This is a genomic window from Ottowia thiooxydans (genome assembly GCF_040548795.1).
Taxonomy (GTDB): Bacteria; Pseudomonadota; Gammaproteobacteria; order Burkholderiales; family Burkholderiaceae_C; genus Ottowia; species Ottowia thiooxydans_A.
In genome coordinates, this window is the sequence record NZ_JBEPSH010000007.1 from 100,953 (window position 1) to 118,986 (window position 18,034).

15 protein-coding genes are annotated in these 18,034 nt (G+C 51.2%); 4 read left to right on the forward strand and 11 right to left on the reverse strand.

Annotation, left to right across the window (positions count from 1 at the left end):
• Nucleotides 1-8 precede the first annotated feature (8 nt).
• The 3 genes from earP (at nucleotide 9) to ABIE13_RS17595 (ending at nucleotide 2,974) form a co-directional block, all read left to right on the forward strand.
• Complete coding sequence (earP, locus tag ABIE13_RS17585) at nucleotides 9-1,163, forward strand: elongation factor P maturation arginine rhamnosyltransferase EarP (RefSeq protein WP_354445798.1); 1,155 nt, start codon at nucleotides 9-11, stop codon at nucleotides 1,161-1,163.
• A 219-nt stretch (nucleotides 1,164-1,382) separates the two neighbouring features.
• Nucleotides 1,383-1,937 (forward strand): elongation factor P, encoded by a 555-nt coding sequence (efp, locus tag ABIE13_RS17590; protein ID WP_354445799.1) that lies wholly within the window; start codon nucleotides 1,383-1,385, stop codon nucleotides 1,935-1,937.
• Between the two features lie 131 nt (nucleotides 1,938-2,068).
• Nucleotides 2,069-2,974 carry a TIGR00730 family Rossman fold protein gene (locus ABIE13_RS17595; protein WP_354445801.1) on the forward strand — a complete coding sequence of 302 codons (906 nt, stop codon included), beginning with the start codon at nucleotides 2,069-2,071 and terminating at the stop codon, nucleotides 2,972-2,974.
• On the opposite strand, the gene ABIE13_RS17600 is transcribed toward ABIE13_RS17595, so the two are convergent.
• The 9 genes from ABIE13_RS17600 to ABIE13_RS17640 form a co-directional block, all read right to left on the reverse strand.
• Nucleotides 2,929-3,795, reverse strand: a complete 867-nt coding sequence (locus ABIE13_RS17600; RefSeq protein WP_354445803.1) for a hypothetical protein — start codon at nucleotides 3,793-3,795, stop codon at nucleotides 2,929-2,931. The genes ABIE13_RS17595 and ABIE13_RS17600 overlap by 46 nt on opposite strands.
• 1 nt (nucleotide 3,796) lies before the next feature.
• Nucleotides 3,797-4,432: a class I SAM-dependent methyltransferase gene (locus tag ABIE13_RS17605; RefSeq protein WP_354445804.1), complete on the reverse strand. Its 636-nt coding sequence runs from the start codon at nucleotides 4,430-4,432 to the stop codon at nucleotides 3,797-3,799.
• 92 nt (nucleotides 4,433-4,524) lie between these two features.
• The gene (locus ABIE13_RS17610; RefSeq protein ID WP_354445806.1) at nucleotides 4,525-5,508 is read right to left on the reverse strand and encodes a glycosyltransferase family 2 protein; all 984 of its coding nucleotides are present in this window, start codon (nucleotides 5,506-5,508) and stop codon (nucleotides 4,525-4,527) included.
• Nucleotides 5,509-5,516: 8 nt separating this feature from the next.
• Nucleotides 5,517-7,637 (reverse strand): hypothetical protein, encoded by a 2,121-nt coding sequence (locus tag ABIE13_RS17615; RefSeq protein WP_354445808.1) that lies wholly within the window; start codon nucleotides 7,635-7,637, stop codon nucleotides 5,517-5,519.
• A gap of 111 nt (nucleotides 7,638-7,748) precedes the next feature.
• Nucleotides 7,749-10,721 (reverse strand): glycosyltransferase, encoded by a 2,973-nt coding sequence (locus tag ABIE13_RS17620; protein WP_354445810.1) that lies wholly within the window; start codon nucleotides 10,719-10,721, stop codon nucleotides 7,749-7,751.
• Nucleotides 10,721-12,019, reverse strand: a complete 1,299-nt coding sequence (locus ABIE13_RS17625) for a class I SAM-dependent methyltransferase (protein ID WP_354445812.1) — start codon at nucleotides 12,017-12,019, stop codon at nucleotides 10,721-10,723. The genes ABIE13_RS17620 and ABIE13_RS17625 overlap by 1 nt, the downstream gene beginning before the upstream one ends.
• Nucleotides 12,016-13,230, reverse strand: coding sequence for an ABC transporter ATP-binding protein (locus ABIE13_RS17630; protein WP_354445814.1), 1,215 nt, complete (start codon nucleotides 13,228-13,230; stop codon nucleotides 12,016-12,018). Before ABIE13_RS17630 ends, ABIE13_RS17625 begins: the two co-directional genes overlap by 4 nt.
• The gene (locus ABIE13_RS17635; RefSeq protein WP_354445816.1) at nucleotides 13,230-14,018 is read right to left on the reverse strand and encodes an ABC transporter permease; all 789 of its coding nucleotides are present in this window, start codon (nucleotides 14,016-14,018) and stop codon (nucleotides 13,230-13,232) included. The genes ABIE13_RS17630 and ABIE13_RS17635 overlap by 1 nt, the downstream gene beginning before the upstream one ends.
• A gap of 19 nt (nucleotides 14,019-14,037) precedes the next feature.
• On the reverse strand, nucleotides 14,038-15,531 hold the full coding sequence (locus ABIE13_RS17640; RefSeq protein ID WP_354445818.1) for a mannose-1-phosphate guanylyltransferase/mannose-6-phosphate isomerase: 1,494 nt from the start codon (nucleotides 15,529-15,531) through the stop codon (nucleotides 14,038-14,040).
• A 449-nt stretch (nucleotides 15,532-15,980) separates the two neighbouring features.
• On the opposite strand from ABIE13_RS17640, the gene ABIE13_RS17645 reads away from it, so the two are divergent.
• Complete coding sequence (locus tag ABIE13_RS17645) at nucleotides 15,981-16,241, forward strand: DUF2789 domain-containing protein (protein ID WP_354445820.1); 261 nt, start codon at nucleotides 15,981-15,983, stop codon at nucleotides 16,239-16,241.
• 271 nt (nucleotides 16,242-16,512) lie between these two features.
• On the opposite strand, the gene ABIE13_RS17650 is transcribed toward ABIE13_RS17645, so the two are convergent.
• Together ABIE13_RS17650 and ABIE13_RS17655 are read right to left on the reverse strand one after the other, a co-directional pair.
• Nucleotides 16,513-16,869 (reverse strand): PRC-barrel domain-containing protein, encoded by a 357-nt coding sequence (locus tag ABIE13_RS17650; RefSeq protein ID WP_354445822.1) that lies wholly within the window; start codon nucleotides 16,867-16,869, stop codon nucleotides 16,513-16,515.
• Between the two features lie 214 nt (nucleotides 16,870-17,083).
• A complete protein-coding gene (locus ABIE13_RS17655; protein ID WP_354445824.1) occupies nucleotides 17,084-17,947 on the reverse strand; it encodes a LysR substrate-binding domain-containing protein in 864 nt (287 codons plus the stop codon).
• Between the last annotated feature and the right edge of the window lie 87 nt (nucleotides 17,948-18,034).

Sequence of the window (18,034 nt, forward strand, 5' to 3'; positions counted from 1 at the left end):
GCGGCACAATGCTCCGCGTGCCAATCACCATATTTCCCCTTACATGGGATATTTTCTGCCGCGTCATTGATAACCACGGCGACCTGGGAGTCTGCTGGCGCCTTTCTGCCCAGTTGGCAGCACTGGGGCACCGAGTGAGATTGTGGGTTGACGATGCCCATGCTCTGCCCTGGATGGCGCCCGGCGCACTGGAGGGTCTCTGGCCGGGCGTGCAAGTGCATAAGTGGAGCCACCGCGATATGGCCGACTTGCCCCTGGCAGATGTATGGGTAGAAGCTTTTGGCTGTGAGATTCCCGCGGAGTTTGTTGCTCACTTTGCCGACTCCTTTGGAACATCCGTTACCGCGTCCGTCACGCATTCCACTGCCGGAGGTCCTGCCCCCACCTGGATCAATCTGGAATACCTCAGTGCGGAAAGCTATGTAGAACGAATGCACCGCATGCCTTCGCCCGTTCTGCACGGACCTGCGGCAGGGCTGACCAAGTGGTTCTTCTATCCCGGCTTTACAGGTGCTACGGGCGGATTGCTGCGTGAACCAGACTTGCTTCAACGCCAGAGCGCATTCGACCGGGCTGCCTGGCTGGCCGACAAGGCTATTGAGTGGCAAGGCGAGCGCTTGGTGTCACTTTTTTGCTACGAACCGGTCGCGCTAGAGCAGTTTTTGAACCAACTGGCACAACGCTCTGACGCAACCCGGCTACTCGTCACGCCGGGGCGTGCCACCGCCGCCGTGGCATCCGTGCTTGCGCGTCAGACAAGTTCGATCGCGCAGTCTGGCCGATGGGGATCGCTGTCCATTACCTGCCTTACCCATCTGCCGCAAAGTGAGTATGACGAGCTGCTATGGGCATGCGATGTGAATTTCGTTCGGGGAGAAGACTCGCTTGTGAGAGCGATATGGGCTGCAAAACCCTTTGTATGGCAAATCTACCCCCAGGACGATAACGCCCACCACGCCAAGTTAGAGGCCTTTTTGGACTGGTTGCGCGCACCTGACTCATTGCGTAGATTTCACAACATCTGGAATGCTGTAGAACATGCCACCCTTCCCCAATTACCCCTGGATGAGTGGCAAAATTGCGTGCACGAAAGCCGCCAACGGCTGCTAAGCGAAGACGATTTGACAGCCCAATTGCTTAACTTTGTGGCAGAAAAGCGATAGAATTAAAGGCTTTGCGGAAAACGCAATGCCTTGGGGACACGCTTTGGACACGCCTTTTTTGGGCGTAATTCAAGTCTTTTAAGGTTTTGATGAAGTCTTGAGGGTGACCATAGCGGCCATGCTCACGCTCTTTTGCCCCGCTGCCAGCGCGCCCGGCCCAATATACAGCCTCCAGTGCACGAGCAGCGCCGCTCACCATTTACTCACTGGAATACCGTTATGAAAATCGCTCAGGAAATCCGCGCCGGCAACGTCATCATGCATGGCAAAGATCCGATGATCGTCCTCCGTACCGAATATGCTCGCGGGGGCCGCGGCTCTTCCACAGTCCGCATGAAGCTCAAAGCCCTGTTGAGCAACATGGGCACGGAAGTCGTCTTCAAAGCAGACGACAAGATGGACCAGGTCATCCTGGAGCACAAGGAGTGCACCTACTCCTACTTCGCAGATCCCATGTACGTTTTCATGGACGCTGACTACAACCAGTACGAAGTCGAAGCCGAAAACATGACAGACGCATTGAACTACCTCGAAGACGGCATGTCCGTTGAAGTGGTGTTCTACGACGGCAAAGCCATCTCCGTTGAGCTGCCTACCTCCGTCGAGCGCGAGATCACCTGGACGGAGCCTGCAGTTAAGGGCGACACGTCTGGCAAGGTCATGAAGCCAGCCAAGATTGCCACCGGCTTTGAAGTTCCAGTGCCCCTCTTCGTGGCACAAGGCGACAAGATCGAAATTGATACACGCACTGGCGAATACCGCAAGCGCGTCTGAGTTCAGCCGCCTGGCGCGGCACTCAAAAAAACAGGCTCCGCAAGGGGCCTTTTTTATTTTTTCAGCACCCGCTGAAACGCCATCCCAAGGCCATTCAGCATAGGCCATCCGCTTCTTTTATCATAGCTAACATGGACACCACAGAAGACATCAAGGACGAGTCAAGTTCACCCCTCGCGAACGCATGGGCAGAGCTGCAGGCCCATGCCGATCATGGAGAGCCCCTGGAACCAGATGCCTACCGCCTGGCCTTTGCAGACCCAGAGTTCCTGCTGCGCAGGGAGACCAGAGGCATTCGTTTTCAGTTGGAGTTGCTCAAAACGGACCTGGGTCTACAGGCTGCGGGCATTCACAACACGGTAGTGGTGTATGGCGGCGCAAGATTCGTAGCCCCGGACGTCGCGCAGGCCCAGCTGCAGGCGGCACGAGCGTCGAACGAACCTCAAGCCATAGCGCTGGCCGAGCGAGCCGTGCGCACATCGGCCTATTACGAGCAAGCCCGAGAGTTTGGACGCCTGGTAGCAACCCATAGCCTGTCTCTGCCGCAGGAAGACAAGTTGTTCATCTGCACCGGCGGAGGTCCAGGGGTTATGGAGGCCGCCAATAGGGGATCTCACGACGTGGGCGTCCCGTCAGTCGGACTGAACATAGCGCTGCCCCATGAGCAGTCTGCCAACCCTTACGTCACACCGCACCTGAGCTTCAAGTTCCACTACTTCGCTTTGCGCAAAATGCACTTCGTGATGCGTGCCAAGGCATTGGTTGTGTTCCCAGGGGGATTTGGCACGCTTGATGAGCTATTTGAAGTGCTTACACTGGTTCAAACCAAGAAAGCCCAGCCAGTCCCTATCGTTTTGTGCGGAAGCGCATACTGGAATAAGTTGCTTCACCTTGAAACGCTGGTCGATGAAGGCGCGATCTCGCCAGAGGATCTTAACCTCTTCACACAGGTTGATACAGCGACCGAAGCATGGGCTGTTGTGAGGGACTTCTATGATTTGCCTGTTGCGGGTCTGGGTGCCGCGCACACCAAATAAAACCCTAAATCACCTAAAACAGTAGCGCCTCTCCCCAGTACAACCGCAACCACAACATCTGAGGGCGCTACCGCATGCGAAAGCAGGTAAAGCAGCACCGCTTCTCTTACACCAATACCTGCCGGAGCTCCCGGCGTGAGCAAGCCCGCGAGCCAGGCTACCACAAACGCCCCTACTATTGCAGGAAGAATGGGCACAAGGCTTTCAATGCTGATAAGCAGAGAAAGCGTGCCGGCGAAAGTCATACCTGAGACAACAAGGAACGCAAACTGCCAAAGCAAAGCAGTAGCGATAGAGGGTGTCAGAGCATAGCGCGCCAACCACCAAAGTACTCCAACCCCCACCAGGAAGACAAGAGCACCAGTATGCACGTCGAGGGCAGGAAACAGTAGCGGAGCAGCCAAAATTGCGAAGGAAGCTCCCGCAATAGCAATCAAGCCAAGCTCCCATGCCATGGACTGCGCAAGGGGCCTAGCAGGTATCCCTGCCGCCAATCCAAGGGCTTGTCGACCAGCGAGGTGAAACACATTGCCTGGAAGGTACTTACCCAATTGGGAAATGCCGTATGTGCGCCTTGCCCAACACCATTCTGAAGCCACCCCCACATATTTCAGTTGAAGCCACCACGCACGGGCTAGGAACCAATTAGCTGCCCCGTAAATAATTGCCAAGGAGAACCAGAAAAACCATTGGAGCTTGCTAAACCGATCTAGTTCGACGGACTGAGCATAGGTGTGAAGTCGAAACGCCACAAAAACTACTCCCGCAAGACCCAGCACAGCCCCGAGCAGATGAAGTGCCGTCTTTAACCTCCCTGACATATTATTTTCGCGCCCGCGCGAGTAGCATCGTCCAAGGCAATGGTCTTCTTACCTCCAGGACTTCAAAGTACTCAGACACAAGGCCAACGAATGCGCGGCTCGTCCAGTGTTGGATGTGGCCGGGAGTATTACCCAGGCTTCGGACATACTTCCCTCTCGCCATATTAAGCGCACACCATATTGGCTCTCTTGGCACGCTGAGGATGACATACGACTCTGAAATGTTGCGCAGGACATTTAGCGCAGCTCTAGGGTCTTCCAAATGCTCAAGAACTTCACAGCACACCACCAGATCAGCAGCATCTCTCTCCGGACGAAGATCATAAATGCTTCTAGATGAAAAAATATGAGGATCAACCCCCCTCGCATTAGCATTCTGCTTAGCGATGTCAATAACTTTACTTGAAAAGTCACTGCCTCTAACGTCAATGCCTTCACCGGCCCAACGCACGGTCCAATACCCCTCCCCACAGCCAACCTCGTGGATTGATGATGGCTTTATCTTATGAACAAGCCCATCCAACGCACCGTAGAAGCCTCGCATAATCACTCGAACAATTGGATTCGAAGAACCATACTTATCGAAATTGTTACCGACAACAATTCCTTTTTCGAATTGACCTTGGGAAATTTTCATATTAATTATCTGCGACAGACTGTCGAATAATCCTAAAAACAACTCAGCACGAATCTTATTCCTTCTTACGCCGCTTCAATTTCACAAAAAACTCACTCGAATTCTCGCACGCTCTTCACATGAAAACTCTGAGCATCGGACCGATTTCCGTTCTCCATCTGACGATACCTAATGTCTTCGGTCAGCTTTCTATTTGCAGCAAGTAGATCTGCAACAAATGCAATTAATATTGTTTGAAATCCCATGCCCATCAACAATGCGGCCAAAATCAGAGATTGCACATGACCGCCTCCGTGTCCCTCTAGGTAAAACCATAGAAAGCGCAACCCCAACAAAAACCCGACACCAAACAATGCAACACCAATCGTTCCAAAAAATCGGAATGGGCGGTATATTATGAAAATCCGGACAATAGTGACAACACTTCGCTTGATGTATGAAGGAATGCTCTTTACCAAACGAGAGGGGCGCAAATCACCATTCACGCGGACAGGCACCGACACAATGGCCATGTTTTTTTGTCCCGCTTGGATAATAGTCTCTAAAGTGTAGGTGTAGTCGTTGAACACCATTAAGCGCTGAGCAGCGCTGCGACTCATAGCGCGAAAGCCACTGGGCGCATCCGGTATGTCCGTCTTGCTGGCGACTCGAACAACCCAACTACCCAGTTTCTGTAAAGCCTTCTTGAGCGGGGAAAAGTGAGCGATCGTTTCAATCGGCCTGGCACCAACAACGATTTCTGCGCGCCGCTCAAGAATCGGCTGAACCAAGGCTGGGACATCGTCAGCGCAGTATTGGTTGTCTGCATCAGTATTGACTATCACGTCCGCGCCCAGATGCAAACAAGCATCCAGCCCAGTCATGAACGCCCGCGCAAGTCCCTGGTTACGTGTGTGACGAACAACATGATCAACGCCGCACGCCTTCGCAACGGTAACTGTATCATCGTCGCTCCCGTCGTCGATTATCAGCCACTCCACCACATCGAAGCCCTGAGCTTGGCGAGGAAGCGCAGCCAAAGTGATCGCTAACGTTTCCGCTTCGTTGTAGCACGGAATCTGAATAACTAGTTTCATCGAGCACTTTACGGTAAGGCCTCAGGGACAAGACGCACACTCTGCACGGCAATCTTCGAATGCTCGTCAACGAACAGCCGAACTTCGAATGCATTTACATCTTCATCTAAGGTAAATGAGACATACGCGTGGCCTTGGTTCAACTCTTCATTTGTAATTTTTTTTACAAAATGCAGGTTTTTTCCTGCTTCACTCGTTGCATCCAGGCGAGCTCCCGTGGCGTCCGAACCATTCAAACTAATCTCTATTCGATAACTACCTTTATCCCAAGAAACATATGGCCCATGGAATAGAACTCCGGCCGTTCCAACAGACAACAACCTCCCCCCGGATAGCTCACCAACTCCTGAGAAATCAGCCAGCCTATTTGCAGGCAAATACAGGCAACTAACGTGTAAGCAGCTTAGCTCGCCTTTGGAATCATAAAAATAATCAGAATCAAAAAATGCTGCGAAATCCAATTTCTTAATATCTTCATTTTTTGCATATACAGAGATCCCACTTCTATTGCTACCGGCAATTTTTTTTACGTCAGACGGCAATGCAAATAACTCTTCTTGACTTAAGAAAATCCCATTGCAATTTAAAAACCAATCATTGAAGCTGTAACGCCGAAAATTGTAATTAAAGAGATAAAAAGCCAGCAGATTTCGTCTTTCACTCTGCCCTTGACTTGACTTGCGATCATCAAAAGCAACACAGGTATTTTCTTCAAAATTCTCATAAATAAAATTTACCAAAGCGTCTGGCTTGCTATGCTTAGATAGGATATTGAAATGCCAACTTATCCCAAACTGGAAGCAAGCAATAGAAAGAAACAGCGCCAAAACCACCGCAAAATTTCTAGGCAAATATAATATACAACATACGCCGCCAACTCCAACACCAAGCCAAAAATTCACGTCCTTTTCTGGAAACAGCGCATACGGCCAAAAAGACGATATATTGACTAAATTATTAAACCCTTTAATCTCAACATTAGACCCATAAATAAAAAATACAGCCATTATTACTGCCAAAACGCAGAGCAATTTTTTATTAAAGCCTCTGTACGCAGAAACCAAACCGATTGCCAGCATCGGATATATAAATGGCTCACTATATCGTCCGTAAATCCATATATCCGTCCGTTCGACGTCAGGTTGAAGCGACAGAGACGCGGCCCCCATCCCCAGGGCTGCCAAGCACGTGACCATCAACCAGACACCTAGGATATCTAATACGCCCTCATCACCTTCCGACAACCTAACTGACTTCCTAAACTTGAGAAACAAGTAGAAAAAAGCAGCACCTACCAGCCCAAAGCTCGAGATCAGTAATGCCAAGGTCTGAGAAATCAACTTGAAACCGAAATTCTTATAAAAATCCAACTCGATCAGTCTCTCCGAAAGACTTTTTCCCTCGGTGTAATGAGAATCCTGCGCGTAGCCGACAGGTGTCATCGCCAAATTCAAACCAGGATGAAACACAAATTGATAAGCAAGAACCATCAGGATAGTTATGACAGTGCAAACTAAAAAGTAGCCCCACTGTCCATTTCTTCTTGCGTAGAGAAAATAAGAAGCCCAAGCACCAAATATTGCGGCTAACCCTGTCGGATGTATCCAATATATAAAACCAACTACCAAGGAGCTTACGCAAACAAAAAGCAAACCTTTCTCGATACGCGTAAACATGTACAGCGAAAGGCAGAAACAGAAAACAATTGCAGGCGTGGTAAAAGAGTAGGCTGTCAACACCAACCAGGACGGATACAACGCTGCAACAGACAATGCAAGCAAAATTTCCCCTTCATGCTCACCAGGGAAAAAACTTTTCAATATTTTTCTCGTAAGTAAGAATGACCCAAAAAACATCAATGCATTGAAAAACTGAACACCCCTCCAAACCATCTCATAATTATCAAAAATCAAGAACAACGGAGCAATCAATATGGAATAACCTCCAAACCAACTCGTTGCATAATCAACATCACTCCCACCCAATGCCGCAGCTTTTGTGAGATATCCTATCTCGTCACTTAGATATGCGGGTCCAGAAAATGGCACGGCGCACAAAACATAAAGCGCAAATAAGAATACCCCCAAGTACACATGGAGCCTTTTGCCCCCCGACTCTCCTTCGGTCATACGATCAAGAAATATCTTCATAAATACTAGCAAGGCACCCCGTACATATCCAGATAAGATAGAAAAAAGTCATTACAGCTTTAATCTTCTACGCGTGCCAATACAAACATTTTAATTCTTTTCAGATTCAATAATATTTTCAATCACTCTTAAATTTAGCTCTTCATTCAAACAAATAATCTTGACTCCAGAGGCTCTCATCTCTTCTAAACTGCCGTCTACTTTGTTTATTGTCTTCAACTCTTCAAAGCCAATATATATATCGTTGCATCCAAAACTTATCGAGTCGTCTTGAAGAATATTCTCCGTAAACGCAATTTTCTTCATTATAAATTTTCTTGCATAACGATAGTTAAAGTCAGCATTTCTGCAAAAATAAATTGGCTCAATTCTGTAATTCATCGACTGCATCGATAAGCAATTTATAACCGCTTCAATAGTAAAATTATTTAAATCACCTTCCCGCTCAAAGCCAGCCAGTGCGGAAATATCCAACAGAATTTGTGGCCTTTTTAGGGGTGGGGAGAGGGTTCGATCAATAGCTTGCGCCGCCTGGTACAACCGCTCTTCTCCAGGAGCTGACATCTGCATCTGGGCAATATAGGAGACCAATGCGGGCACAGAAGTCCGCGAGGTATCTTGAAATTTCTCAATCGCCTCTGCATAACGGGCTGCACATGCTTCGGGGTCATGCTTTGTCCGGATAATATTATGCGCTCGGACTCCCAGATTTAAGCGGCGATTTTTATCTTGATAAAGAGTCGTGAGTGCTTCCGTAAGCTGTTGATCTGAAAATTCGTCAGGCATCATCCATACGCCATCGGGTGGAAGGTCCGCCATACTCCCGTGAGCATTGACAATAGTAGCGACCCCATAATTCATGCAATCAAGTACTGCTGCGGACGTTTCCCCACGAGAAAGGGTGCGCAATTGCACACCAACATCAGCGGCAAGCAAGTAACTCTTAAAGCATTCTATGTCCGTCCATCCAGTTATTCTTATCCTCCCTGCGCATTGACTATCTTCGATAGCCCGGACAATACTATCAGCATACTTTCCTTTCGCGTTCTCTCCTACGAATACCAATATACAGTTTTTATCAGCGGCCAATTCTGAATTAAGCCACGCTGTAAGAAGCCTGTGATTAAGTTTGGCTGCGTTAAGTAAACCGAAGCTGCAGACGACAAACTGATCCTGGCGTAAACCTAGGTCTGCCCGCGCGCGATCAGATCTAGCCTTATCACTCGACACTGGTTGACGCAGAAGGGGAATGCATTCCCAATCGCTGCCAGCCTCAGCGCCGTACCAAGATCGCGCCAGCGCACGGGATGTTTCAGAATGAATGATTATTCCTTGCGCATCCTGTAAAACAGCGTGATTACAGGGATATTTCCAAATAACCTCTTCAGGTGTTGATGCAGATAAACGTTCCTGCACGGCTGCATACCCATGGCTTGCGTACAGTGCTTCAATCCAAGAACCTGGTTTAACTCCAGTCCATTCTTCGTGTGCCAGAACGCCTGACAGAAAGAAATCATGCAACACCACAGTTCCAGGCACCTGCTGTAGCAGTTCAAACATGTGCGTGTGAAAGCTGGAATTTCCGAAATGATATATCACCCGGTCATAGCAGGAATAATTTTCACGAAACCACTTTACAGTGCGTCGCTGGAATTTTTCTCTTATCCAAGAAGGCCCCAGTTCTTTTTGAGAAAGAATAATTTCTATCTCGTAATATTTAGCTAGCTCCGGTAACAATTCCGCGCTATATTCCGCAATTCCGCTACGCTCTGGTGGCAAAGGTGACACATATGCCAAAAGCGGACGAGTGCCCGGTACTTCGCGAGCTTTTTCCGAGTAATTTTTCTCTAAGTGATAGGTTTCTATAGCTGAGAGAGTTAACTTAGCGCTTTTTTCCCAACTAAATTCGGCAGCTTGCCGCAAGCTATGCGCTTGCAACTTAATCCGAAATGGCTCATCAAGCAATACTCTCTCGAGTTTGGTCGTGATCGATTGGTCATCATGAGGATCAAAGAGCGCATCAGAGCATCCAATGACCTCCGGAATGCTGGTGCAGTTGGAGCCAATTACTGCTCGGCCACACGCCATGGCTTCGAGAGCGGGCAAGCCGAAGCCCTCATGCCATGAAGGGAAGACAAATGCCTTGCATAGGTTGTAAAGGGATACGAGATCCTCTTCGGGCACAAAGTCCGTCAAGATGAGTTCTGCCGGCATCAGTCCGTGCGCTTTCGCCAATGCTTGCAAGCGCTCCTGGTCAGCTAACTGAATCGAGCATGCGATGACCAGTTGGTGGTTCCGCCTTAACGAAGCTGGCAGAGCGGCATAAGCCCGGATCAAACCTTCAGTATTCTTTCGATAATCTATTCCTCCGGTATACAACACAAATGGCTGATTTAAACCATATCGTGCCCGCAGGTTCATTTCCAATTCCGGCTGAATTACCATTGGATAGAAATGGGAATCAGCGGCTGTGGAGACATTGATCACCACAGCTGCTTGCGTGCCCAAGTATTCAATGCTTTCTTTCCGTGATGATTCTGATATAGCCAATTGCAGGTCGGCCCGCCGTAAATGCTCCAATTTATTTTCATACCAGCGCTTGGCAAGCGGATTTTCAAGATAGCGCTCATGGTGAATGAATGGAATCAGGTCATACAAGATAACGGCAGTAGGTACCTCCTGTGCGGTTCGGACGCTCGTGACCGTATCATCTCCGTACCCTTCAAAAAGACTGGTTATAAGCACCATGTCTGGCTTCAGGCGGGCAATAAAAGTTTCGCGAAGGATTTCCGAGGTAATACGGCTCCAGTCGTTCGCCGAATCGGCGTGACCAGATGGGCCCGCGGGATGCCAAACTGTGAAGCAATCGGAAGGTAGCAGGCTTTGAAATTCGCTGCGAATTGCTGCGATGCTGTCGCCAAACGCGCCATTCAATGCCAAGATGATTTCATGCTCGCCTCTATAGCGCGCCATCGCCTTCGCCAGGGACAACGAATAGCGGCCTATCCCTCGGTTGCGGGACCCTGCGGATTGCGCACCCTGCATATCAATAACAATGCGCATTACTGGCGTCTTTCGGTATTTTTAGTAGCGTTGTTGAGCATTGCGTGAATGCGACGAGCTCGAGGGGTGAGCGCGGCCAAAGAAGGATCGATCGGCTTTGATAGCAATCGGCTGGCGGTCCTTAAATAGCTTGGATGCGGCGCGATACCATTGCGTTGTGCGATACCGGATAAGTGCTTGTGCAAATGTGGGAATCGCAACAACCAAGCGTTAATTCGGTGGCTGAATGGACTACGTAGAACAACTCCCATCAGCTTTGAGAGCGGCCCCTGACTGCGATTGAGGGCATGTCGAAGAACGAAGTTGGCTGTCTTTCGTACCGGAAGGCTGAAGGAATACAGCATTGAAGCGCCCCACCTTAGTGGGGAGGTGATGCGCCAAGACCTGCTCTGCAATAGGGCATCCCGTTGGGCCTGCGCAGATTCCGCTTGAGCCCGCAGTTGCTCTAACTGCGCATGCTGTGATGCGAGTTGATTGAGCACCTCAATAGTTCTTCCAACTGCCGCTTCGGCCTCGGTAAGTCTTTGACTCAATACTGCCAAGCCCCCTTCCACTTTTCTGTCGTAGCGCCCGGCGAGTTGTGGTAACTCCAAGCCATAGCGCGCATTGAAAGGAGGGTCAAACGCAGCCAGCACATCCGGGGCTGCGGCCTTCTGCGCCACTACGGCGTAATCGGGACTGACGCCAGCAATGACATCCATGAGACCGACATCTGTACTGTCACGGAGTTCATGGCTCTCTTGCAAACGAAGCGTGCCAACCCGCGCAAAACCGTGAAACTCGGGTAAAAAACCCAGGAGCAATGGCGGGATGACCCGTTGATGTGTGGGATCGAGGTAAAAGTTACGTGTCGCAACGGCGATGTTTTCGGGATTCGGCGTCTCCATGATCAATAAGCCGCCAGGTTTGAGCGCCCTATGCGATTCAATGACGACCGCTTGCAGCTGCTCAAACGAAATGTGCTCAACAACATGAAATGCGGTAATGACAGCCTGGCTTTCGTCGGCAAGAGTCTTGAGATAGGCCACCGCATCACCCTGCAGCGCACGCAGGTTGAAATCTCGGCAGTCTTGCAGCATTCCTTCGTCCAGATCCACTCCGAAAGAATTGAATCCGAGTTCGCCCATGAGCTCCAGCCATTCGCCCCGGCCGCAGCCGATATCAAATGTCTCGCTTTGCGGGTACAGCGCTACTAGTGGCTCAACAAATGGAAGGTACTGTCGACGCAACCGCTTGATAACATCACGCGGGGCGTAGAAACGCTCCTCAAACGCACGATAGAAACCGGGAATACTCATCTTAGGCAGTCCACATTCGGTGGAATCCAACTGCTCCCCACGAAGGGCTTCCTGTCGATGTTGGTCACGTTGAACATAAGTGCCAAATCTCGCCACTCATAGTTCTCTGCGAGATGAGTGTCGGAAACGTGCAGCGCCGTGGAAACCGAATATGAGCCTGGACCGATGCTCGCAGGAAACGAGAATGAAAGCGTGATCTGCTCGCCTTTCACTAATCCTTTAAGCGCTACCCCCAAGTGGTGGGTGTTTGTGCCGAACACAGATTGACCCAGGCGATCCCTGATCATGTAGCCAAATACGAGTTCCGGCAGATCAGCGTACAGACGCAGCCTTACCTTCAGTTGTACCGGTTCCCCCACGTTCACATACTCAGTCAATTCGTGTTTTTCATTGAGTAGTTCGATGGATTCAACCCTCGCGTCGCCCGTACCGGAGATAGTTTGAGTTCGGCCATTTTCCAAACGCCTGACCTCGACAGTTGCATTTTCCTTCTCAGCAATCAAGGCGTTGTAGAAGTCCATCACCTCTTCTGGGCTCCCGTCTTTTCTGACGAGACCACTGTCCAGCAAGATAGCGCGGTCACATAAGGTTTGAATGGCGTTGCGGTCGTGAGAGACGATGAGAAGGGATGTGCCTTGTTCGCGAAAGTCGCGAATCTTGTTGAAACTCTTATGCTGAAAGTAAGCGTCGCCTACTGAGAGCGCTTCGTCAACGATTAGCACGTCCGGGCGGACCGCAGTGGCCACGCTGAATGCCAGACGCATTTGCATGCCACTGGAGTACGTACGAACAGGGCGATCAATATAGTCTCCGATTTCCGCAAAAGACTCAATCGCCGGCATGCATTGTTCAATCTCTTCTATACGCAAGCCCAGCAGTTGGCCAGCCATGAACGCGTTCTGCCTGCCAGTGAAGTCCGGATGGAAGCCCATCCCCAGCTCAAGCAATGCAGCGACCCTGCCTTTGATAGACACACTTCCCTCCGTGGGTTGGGTCGTACCCGTAATGATCTTCAATAGAGTGCTCTTGCCAGCGCCGTTCACTCCTATGATGCCAACAGCTTGCCCGGGCAATACCGTGAAATCTACCCTGCGCAGTACAAAGGTTTTCTCATGATGCACTTTGCCGGTGAGCCATTCGCGTGCGCGCGCCCATTTGCTGGGATAGCGCCTGTACGCCTTGCTGATATTGGAAACGACGAGAGCGCTCATCAGAGTTCATCCACCAGTTCGCCTACGCGCTGCAGGAAGAATTTGGCACCAAGAGTCAAAAAGACCAAGGTCAGTATCACAAGCGGAAGCAGCGGTGACCATGCCGGCCATTCGCGCTCCAGGAAAATGGTTTGATAGCCGCCCATCAATGATGTCAAAGGGTTGGCTTCAAGCATTCGCCGTGCCATGGGTGGGAGGGAGGCTGACGTATAAATGATGGGCGTAAGCCAGAACCAGAACTGCAACACGATGCCCGTCAGTTGCCCCACGTCCCTGAAGAACACATTCAAGGTACCCAGGAAAACCCCCAGTCCTAGGGCAAAGAGGAGCTGCAAAGCTATCAATGGAAGCGCGGCCAACAATGGCCACCCGGGCCAGTGCCCGATCAGCGCCAGAAACGCCAAGTACAGAATCATGACGATGGAGAAATTGATTAGTGCCGTCACCACGACGATGGCTGGGAGGCAAATGCGGGGGAAATTGGCCTTCTTGATCAAGTTGCCATGCGCCAGGAACACTCCGTTCAACCCGCTCAGCATTTCAGCAAACAAACCCCATGTAAGAACGCCCGCGCATAGGAATATGCTGAAGGCAAATGGCACGTTCTGATGACTAGCCAACGTAGGTCGCATCAACTGGCCGAACACCACGGTGTAAATGATGATCATGGCCAACGGATTGGCCACAGCCCAGAAAGCACCGAGCAATGACTCACGATAGCGAGCATTGAAGTCGCGCAGGACGCTGCTCCACACAAAGCGTCTATAAGCCCACAGGGCTTTAAGCATTTGAAGTCCAGGCAAAGTATCAGCCCTTCGCAGCGTCAGCTATTGAGCTTCGGCCATAGGTGTCTTCAAACCGTACGATGTCGTCTTCACCTAAGTACGATCCCGACTGAACTTCAATGATCTCGAGCGGCACCTTCCCTGGATTGGCCAGGCGGTGAACGTGGCCGATAGGGATAAAAGTAGATTCGTTTTCAGAGAGCAGTTTCACGTCATCACCGTTGGTCACTTCAGCGGTTCCCTTGACGACAATCCAGTGCTCCGCGCGGTGGTGGTGCATTTGAAGGCTCAAGCTCGCCCCAGGATTGACCACAATGCGCTTGACTTGGAACCGCTCACCGCTGTCGATGGAGTCATACCACCCCCAAGGCCTGTGCACCTTGCGATGTGATTCTGCCAAGCCCTGACTGCGTTTTTTCAGTACGGACACAACCCGCTTCACGTCTTGTGTATGGGTTTTTGCTGCAACCAGAACCGCGTCTGCTGTTTCAACGACTACCATGTCTTCCAGTCCAACGCCAACGACCAATCGGCCATTGGAGACCAGCAAGCTGTTGCGTGATTCCATGCTGAGTGTCTCACCTAGGGTTGCATTGCCTTGAGCGTCACGGTCGAGCACCTGCCAAAGAGCATCCCATGCACCGACGTCTGACCAACCCGCTTGGAGCGGGACGACGTTAGCGGCGATTCCGCACATGAGATCCGCCGGAAGGCGCTCCATGACGGCATAGTCGATGGAGTCGGAAGCGCAGGCGGTAAACGCAGTAGGTTCCGGACGGATGAAATCCAGATCCGCCGTGGAGTTGGACATGGACTCCCTACATGCCAAGAGAATGTCTGGCCGGAAGCGCTGCATGGCGTCTAGCCAGACGCTGGCCTTGACAACAAACAAGCCACTGTTCCAGAGATATCCCCCCTCTTTCAGATAGCGCTGGGCGGTGGCTGCATCCGGCTTTTCCGCGAAGCTGCGAATGCGATGAACGCCATTTGAGTTGTCTTCACCCTGCTGAATGTATCCGTAGCCCGTCTCTGGCTTATCTGCCACCACGCCGAAGGTGACCATGGCGCCGCGGCCTGCGGATTCCCATGCTTTCTCCACCGCACGGCAGAACGCGGCCTCATTTTCAATGACATGGTCCGCAGGCATGACGATCAGCACGGGGTCATCTTCGGGCGCGTCTGGGGACCAGCAGGAAAGTGCCGCCAAAGTTAACGCGGGCGCAGTGTTCCGGCCTGCGGGTTCGAGCACGATTCGAGGGCGTTCTATACCTGCCTCCGCCAGTTGCTGCGCAGTGAGAAAGCGGTGCTCGACATTGCACACCACCACAGGACGAGTGGACACCGTAACGGCGGAACTCATGCCCTTCAATCGCAGAGCGGTTTGCTGAAGCATGGTTGAGTGACCTGAGCCCTGGAGCGCAAGAAACTGTTTGGGATAGGACTCACGCGACAAAGGCCAAAGGCGCGTGCCGCTACCACCGCACAGAATGACAGGAATCAGTTCAGGATGCTTCATAGAAGGGCTTTCGATATCCGCAGGCTTCCCGCGATACGGACATGACTGAAATACATTTGGCTTGGTGTACAAGAAAAACTGCTTATGCTCAGTTTCCCCTGGAGCTCCAAGCCTTTGTGGAGCGCCCCCTAAAGCCGATTTTGGAACAAGAACCCAATTCGACCGAATAGCTAAATGCATGGAAACCACGCAAATCAAGAGCTATCGTCCACCAAGTCAAACTCGTGTTTGATCCGCTGTGATTCTATCCATCTGAACTTGCCTTCCAGAAACTGCTGGTAAGCAATAGCGGGGATGGCGCACACTCTTACAACGTGTTGCACTTCGTCGTAGTTTTCAAAAAACACCAGGCTGTACGCACACCAAACGAGGCTTTGGATGACGTTGCGGAAGACTTTTTCAATCTATAAAGATGTGTATTACCCCAATTTTTTAGTTCAGGAGTACCGATGGATACAGCTACCCCCCGAATGAGTAACTTATTCCTTCAGCTTGGTCTGGATGAGAGCGATCAAGCCATCGCGGACTTCATCAAATCGCATCAATTAGACAGTGATGTGGCGCTCGCTGAAGCGCCCTTTTGGAACGATTCCCAGCGCCAATTTCTCGCCGAGCAAATCAAGGCTGACGCTCTCTGGACCACGGTGGTGGACCAATTGAACGAGGCGCTACATGAAGACGCGATGAAACTCCACACGCAATCGCGTTAAGAGGTACTTGGTGATTTCATGAGAATTGGCAATTTTCTTGGGTCGCCAAGCGCCAGTTGGGCCTGCGGCGTTGAAAGTTAACACCAATTGCAAGCTGGAGCATGACCGTCCCAGGTGCGAATGCGAAGGCACCGAAGAAGCGGAGCAACGGAGTTTGAGGCCGCATCTGAATGGCCTCGCATTTGAACAGAACCAACCGCGCAAGCCCAACAAAAAAAGCCCGCTCAAGGCGGGCTAACGAATCTATCTCAGACCTATAACGACTGGTTCGTTAGATCCAAGGTACGCCGTAGTATTCATTCACGCGTCGGCCATACGCTTCATCGTAGTCCTGGGCTTCCGAACGCCCATACCGTGGGGCGCCGTCAAGTTGGTCTTTCGTAAGCCCAACCACATAGCCTCCAAGATTGGGGTCGTATTTCAGCGTTTCCCAGGGTAGCGGATAGACATCCGTTCCCATGCCTAGAAAGCCACCGAATTCCATTACGGCGTACTTCACCTTGCCTGACAATTTGTCAATCTGAAGATTTTCAATTGAACCCAGCTTTTCACCGTCAGGGTTGTAGACGTTGGTGCCCTGGACGCGATCCGAAGAAATCACGCTGGAGATGGTGTTAGGAATAGTCATAAAGATGCTCCTGTATGGCTTGATTAAAAGGAAGAAATCCAAGGCCACTCGTGCCTAGGGTTTGTCGTGAATCCATGCTAATCAGCTCAGGAAGCATCTCAGGTAGTCATCGTGGTCTCAGGAGCGTAGGATAGAGCGCACATGTGTAGCGACTGCGCAGATCCGGGTGTCTCTGCAAATCCGTCACGGCCGGATGACCAGCCCCACCAAATCACTAGGCGTCACTCCCGATAATGTCGAAAAACGCCCGTATCAGGCGCGTGTCTCTGCGCTCTGCCAAGCAGACGACGTGGGCATAAGTTCGAATTTGCGCGTCGCTGATCCGCACCGCATGCAAACCTGAACCGGGCACATATTCCACTTCCGAAACCGCGGCAAGTCCCAGGCCTTGAAGAACGGCTTCCCGGATGATCTCTCGGCTGGCAACCTCCATGACTACCGTAGGCTGCACATTCGCAGCCTTGAGTGCCAACTCGATCGCCTTGCGCGTGGTGGACCCCTGTTCGCGCAATATCAATTTCTCCCCTTCCAGCTCCGCGGTCTGGATGCTGCGACGGCGCGCGAAGCGATGGTTTGTATTGCAAAAAATCACGATGGGGTGTTCGCTGTAGGGCTCCGACACGAAGCGCTTGTCTTTGAGCACCTGTGCCAGGACACCGACATCCGCCCGATAGTCCAGCAGCCGGCTCAGCACATCCTCCGAGTTGCCGGTTCCTACTGAAATCTGAATTTCCGGATATCTCTGGTTAAACGCGACCAGCATCTTTGTCACATGTGACGGGCCTACGGCCGCAACGCGCAAGCGCCCCGATCGCAGCTCACCGGCATCTCGAAGCACTTGTACGGCTTCATGCTCCAGATCGAACATCTGACGCGAAAGCTGGAGCAAGCGCTCTCCGATTTCCGTCGGACGAATACGCCGTCCAGTGCGGTGAAAAAGCTCCACCTTGTACAACTCCTCGAGTTGCTGAACTTGCGTGGTCACCGTGGGCTGACTCACGTGCAGAAGCTGGGCCGCGCGGGTAAAGCTCCCTTCGGTAGCCACAGCATGAAAAGACCTCAATTGCGTCAAACGCATGGCAGTCACCTCCGTGTTATCCCGGGCTAACTATAGATTGAATGAATAGAACGGTGAAAAAACTTGAATTTGCCAGATAGTCCCGTA

Coding starts and splice junctions, on each gene's coding strand:
- earP (WP_354445798.1), top strand. CDS start 9: ATGCTCCGCGTGCCAATCACCATATTTCCCCTTACATGGGATATTTTC.
- efp (WP_354445799.1), top strand. CDS start 1,383: ATGAAAATCGCTCAGGAAATCCGCGCCGGCAACGTCATCATGCATGGC.
- ABIE13_RS17595 (WP_354445801.1), top strand. CDS start 2,069: ATGGACACCACAGAAGACATCAAGGACGAGTCAAGTTCACCCCTCGCG.
- ABIE13_RS17600 (WP_354445803.1), bottom strand. CDS start 3,795: ATGTCAGGGAGGTTAAAGACGGCACTTCATCTGCTCGGGGCTGTGCTG.
- ABIE13_RS17605 (WP_354445804.1), bottom strand. CDS start 4,432: ATGAAAATTTCCCAAGGTCAATTCGAAAAAGGAATTGTTGTCGGTAAC.
- ABIE13_RS17610 (WP_354445806.1), bottom strand. CDS start 5,508: ATGAAACTAGTTATTCAGATTCCGTGCTACAACGAAGCGGAAACGTTA.
- ABIE13_RS17615 (WP_354445808.1), bottom strand. CDS start 7,637: ATGACCGAAGGAGAGTCGGGGGGCAAAAGGCTCCATGTGTACTTGGGG.
- ABIE13_RS17620 (WP_354445810.1), bottom strand. CDS start 10,721: ATGCGCATTGTTATTGATATGCAGGGTGCGCAATCCGCAGGGTCCCGC.
- ABIE13_RS17625 (WP_354445812.1), bottom strand. CDS start 12,019: ATGAGTATTCCCGGTTTCTATCGTGCGTTTGAGGAGCGTTTCTACGCC.
- ABIE13_RS17630 (WP_354445814.1), bottom strand. CDS start 13,230: ATGAGCGCTCTCGTCGTTTCCAATATCAGCAAGGCGTACAGGCGCTAT.
- ABIE13_RS17635 (WP_354445816.1), bottom strand. CDS start 14,018: ATGCTTAAAGCCCTGTGGGCTTATAGACGCTTTGTGTGGAGCAGCGTC.
- ABIE13_RS17640 (WP_354445818.1), bottom strand. CDS start 15,531: ATGAAGCATCCTGAACTGATTCCTGTCATTCTGTGCGGTGGTAGCGGC.
- ABIE13_RS17645 (WP_354445820.1), top strand. CDS start 15,981: ATGGATACAGCTACCCCCCGAATGAGTAACTTATTCCTTCAGCTTGGT.
- ABIE13_RS17650 (WP_354445822.1), bottom strand. CDS start 16,869: ATGACTATTCCTAACACCATCTCCAGCGTGATTTCTTCGGATCGCGTC.
- ABIE13_RS17655 (WP_354445824.1), bottom strand. CDS start 17,947: ATGCGTTTGACGCAATTGAGGTCTTTTCATGCTGTGGCTACCGAAGGG.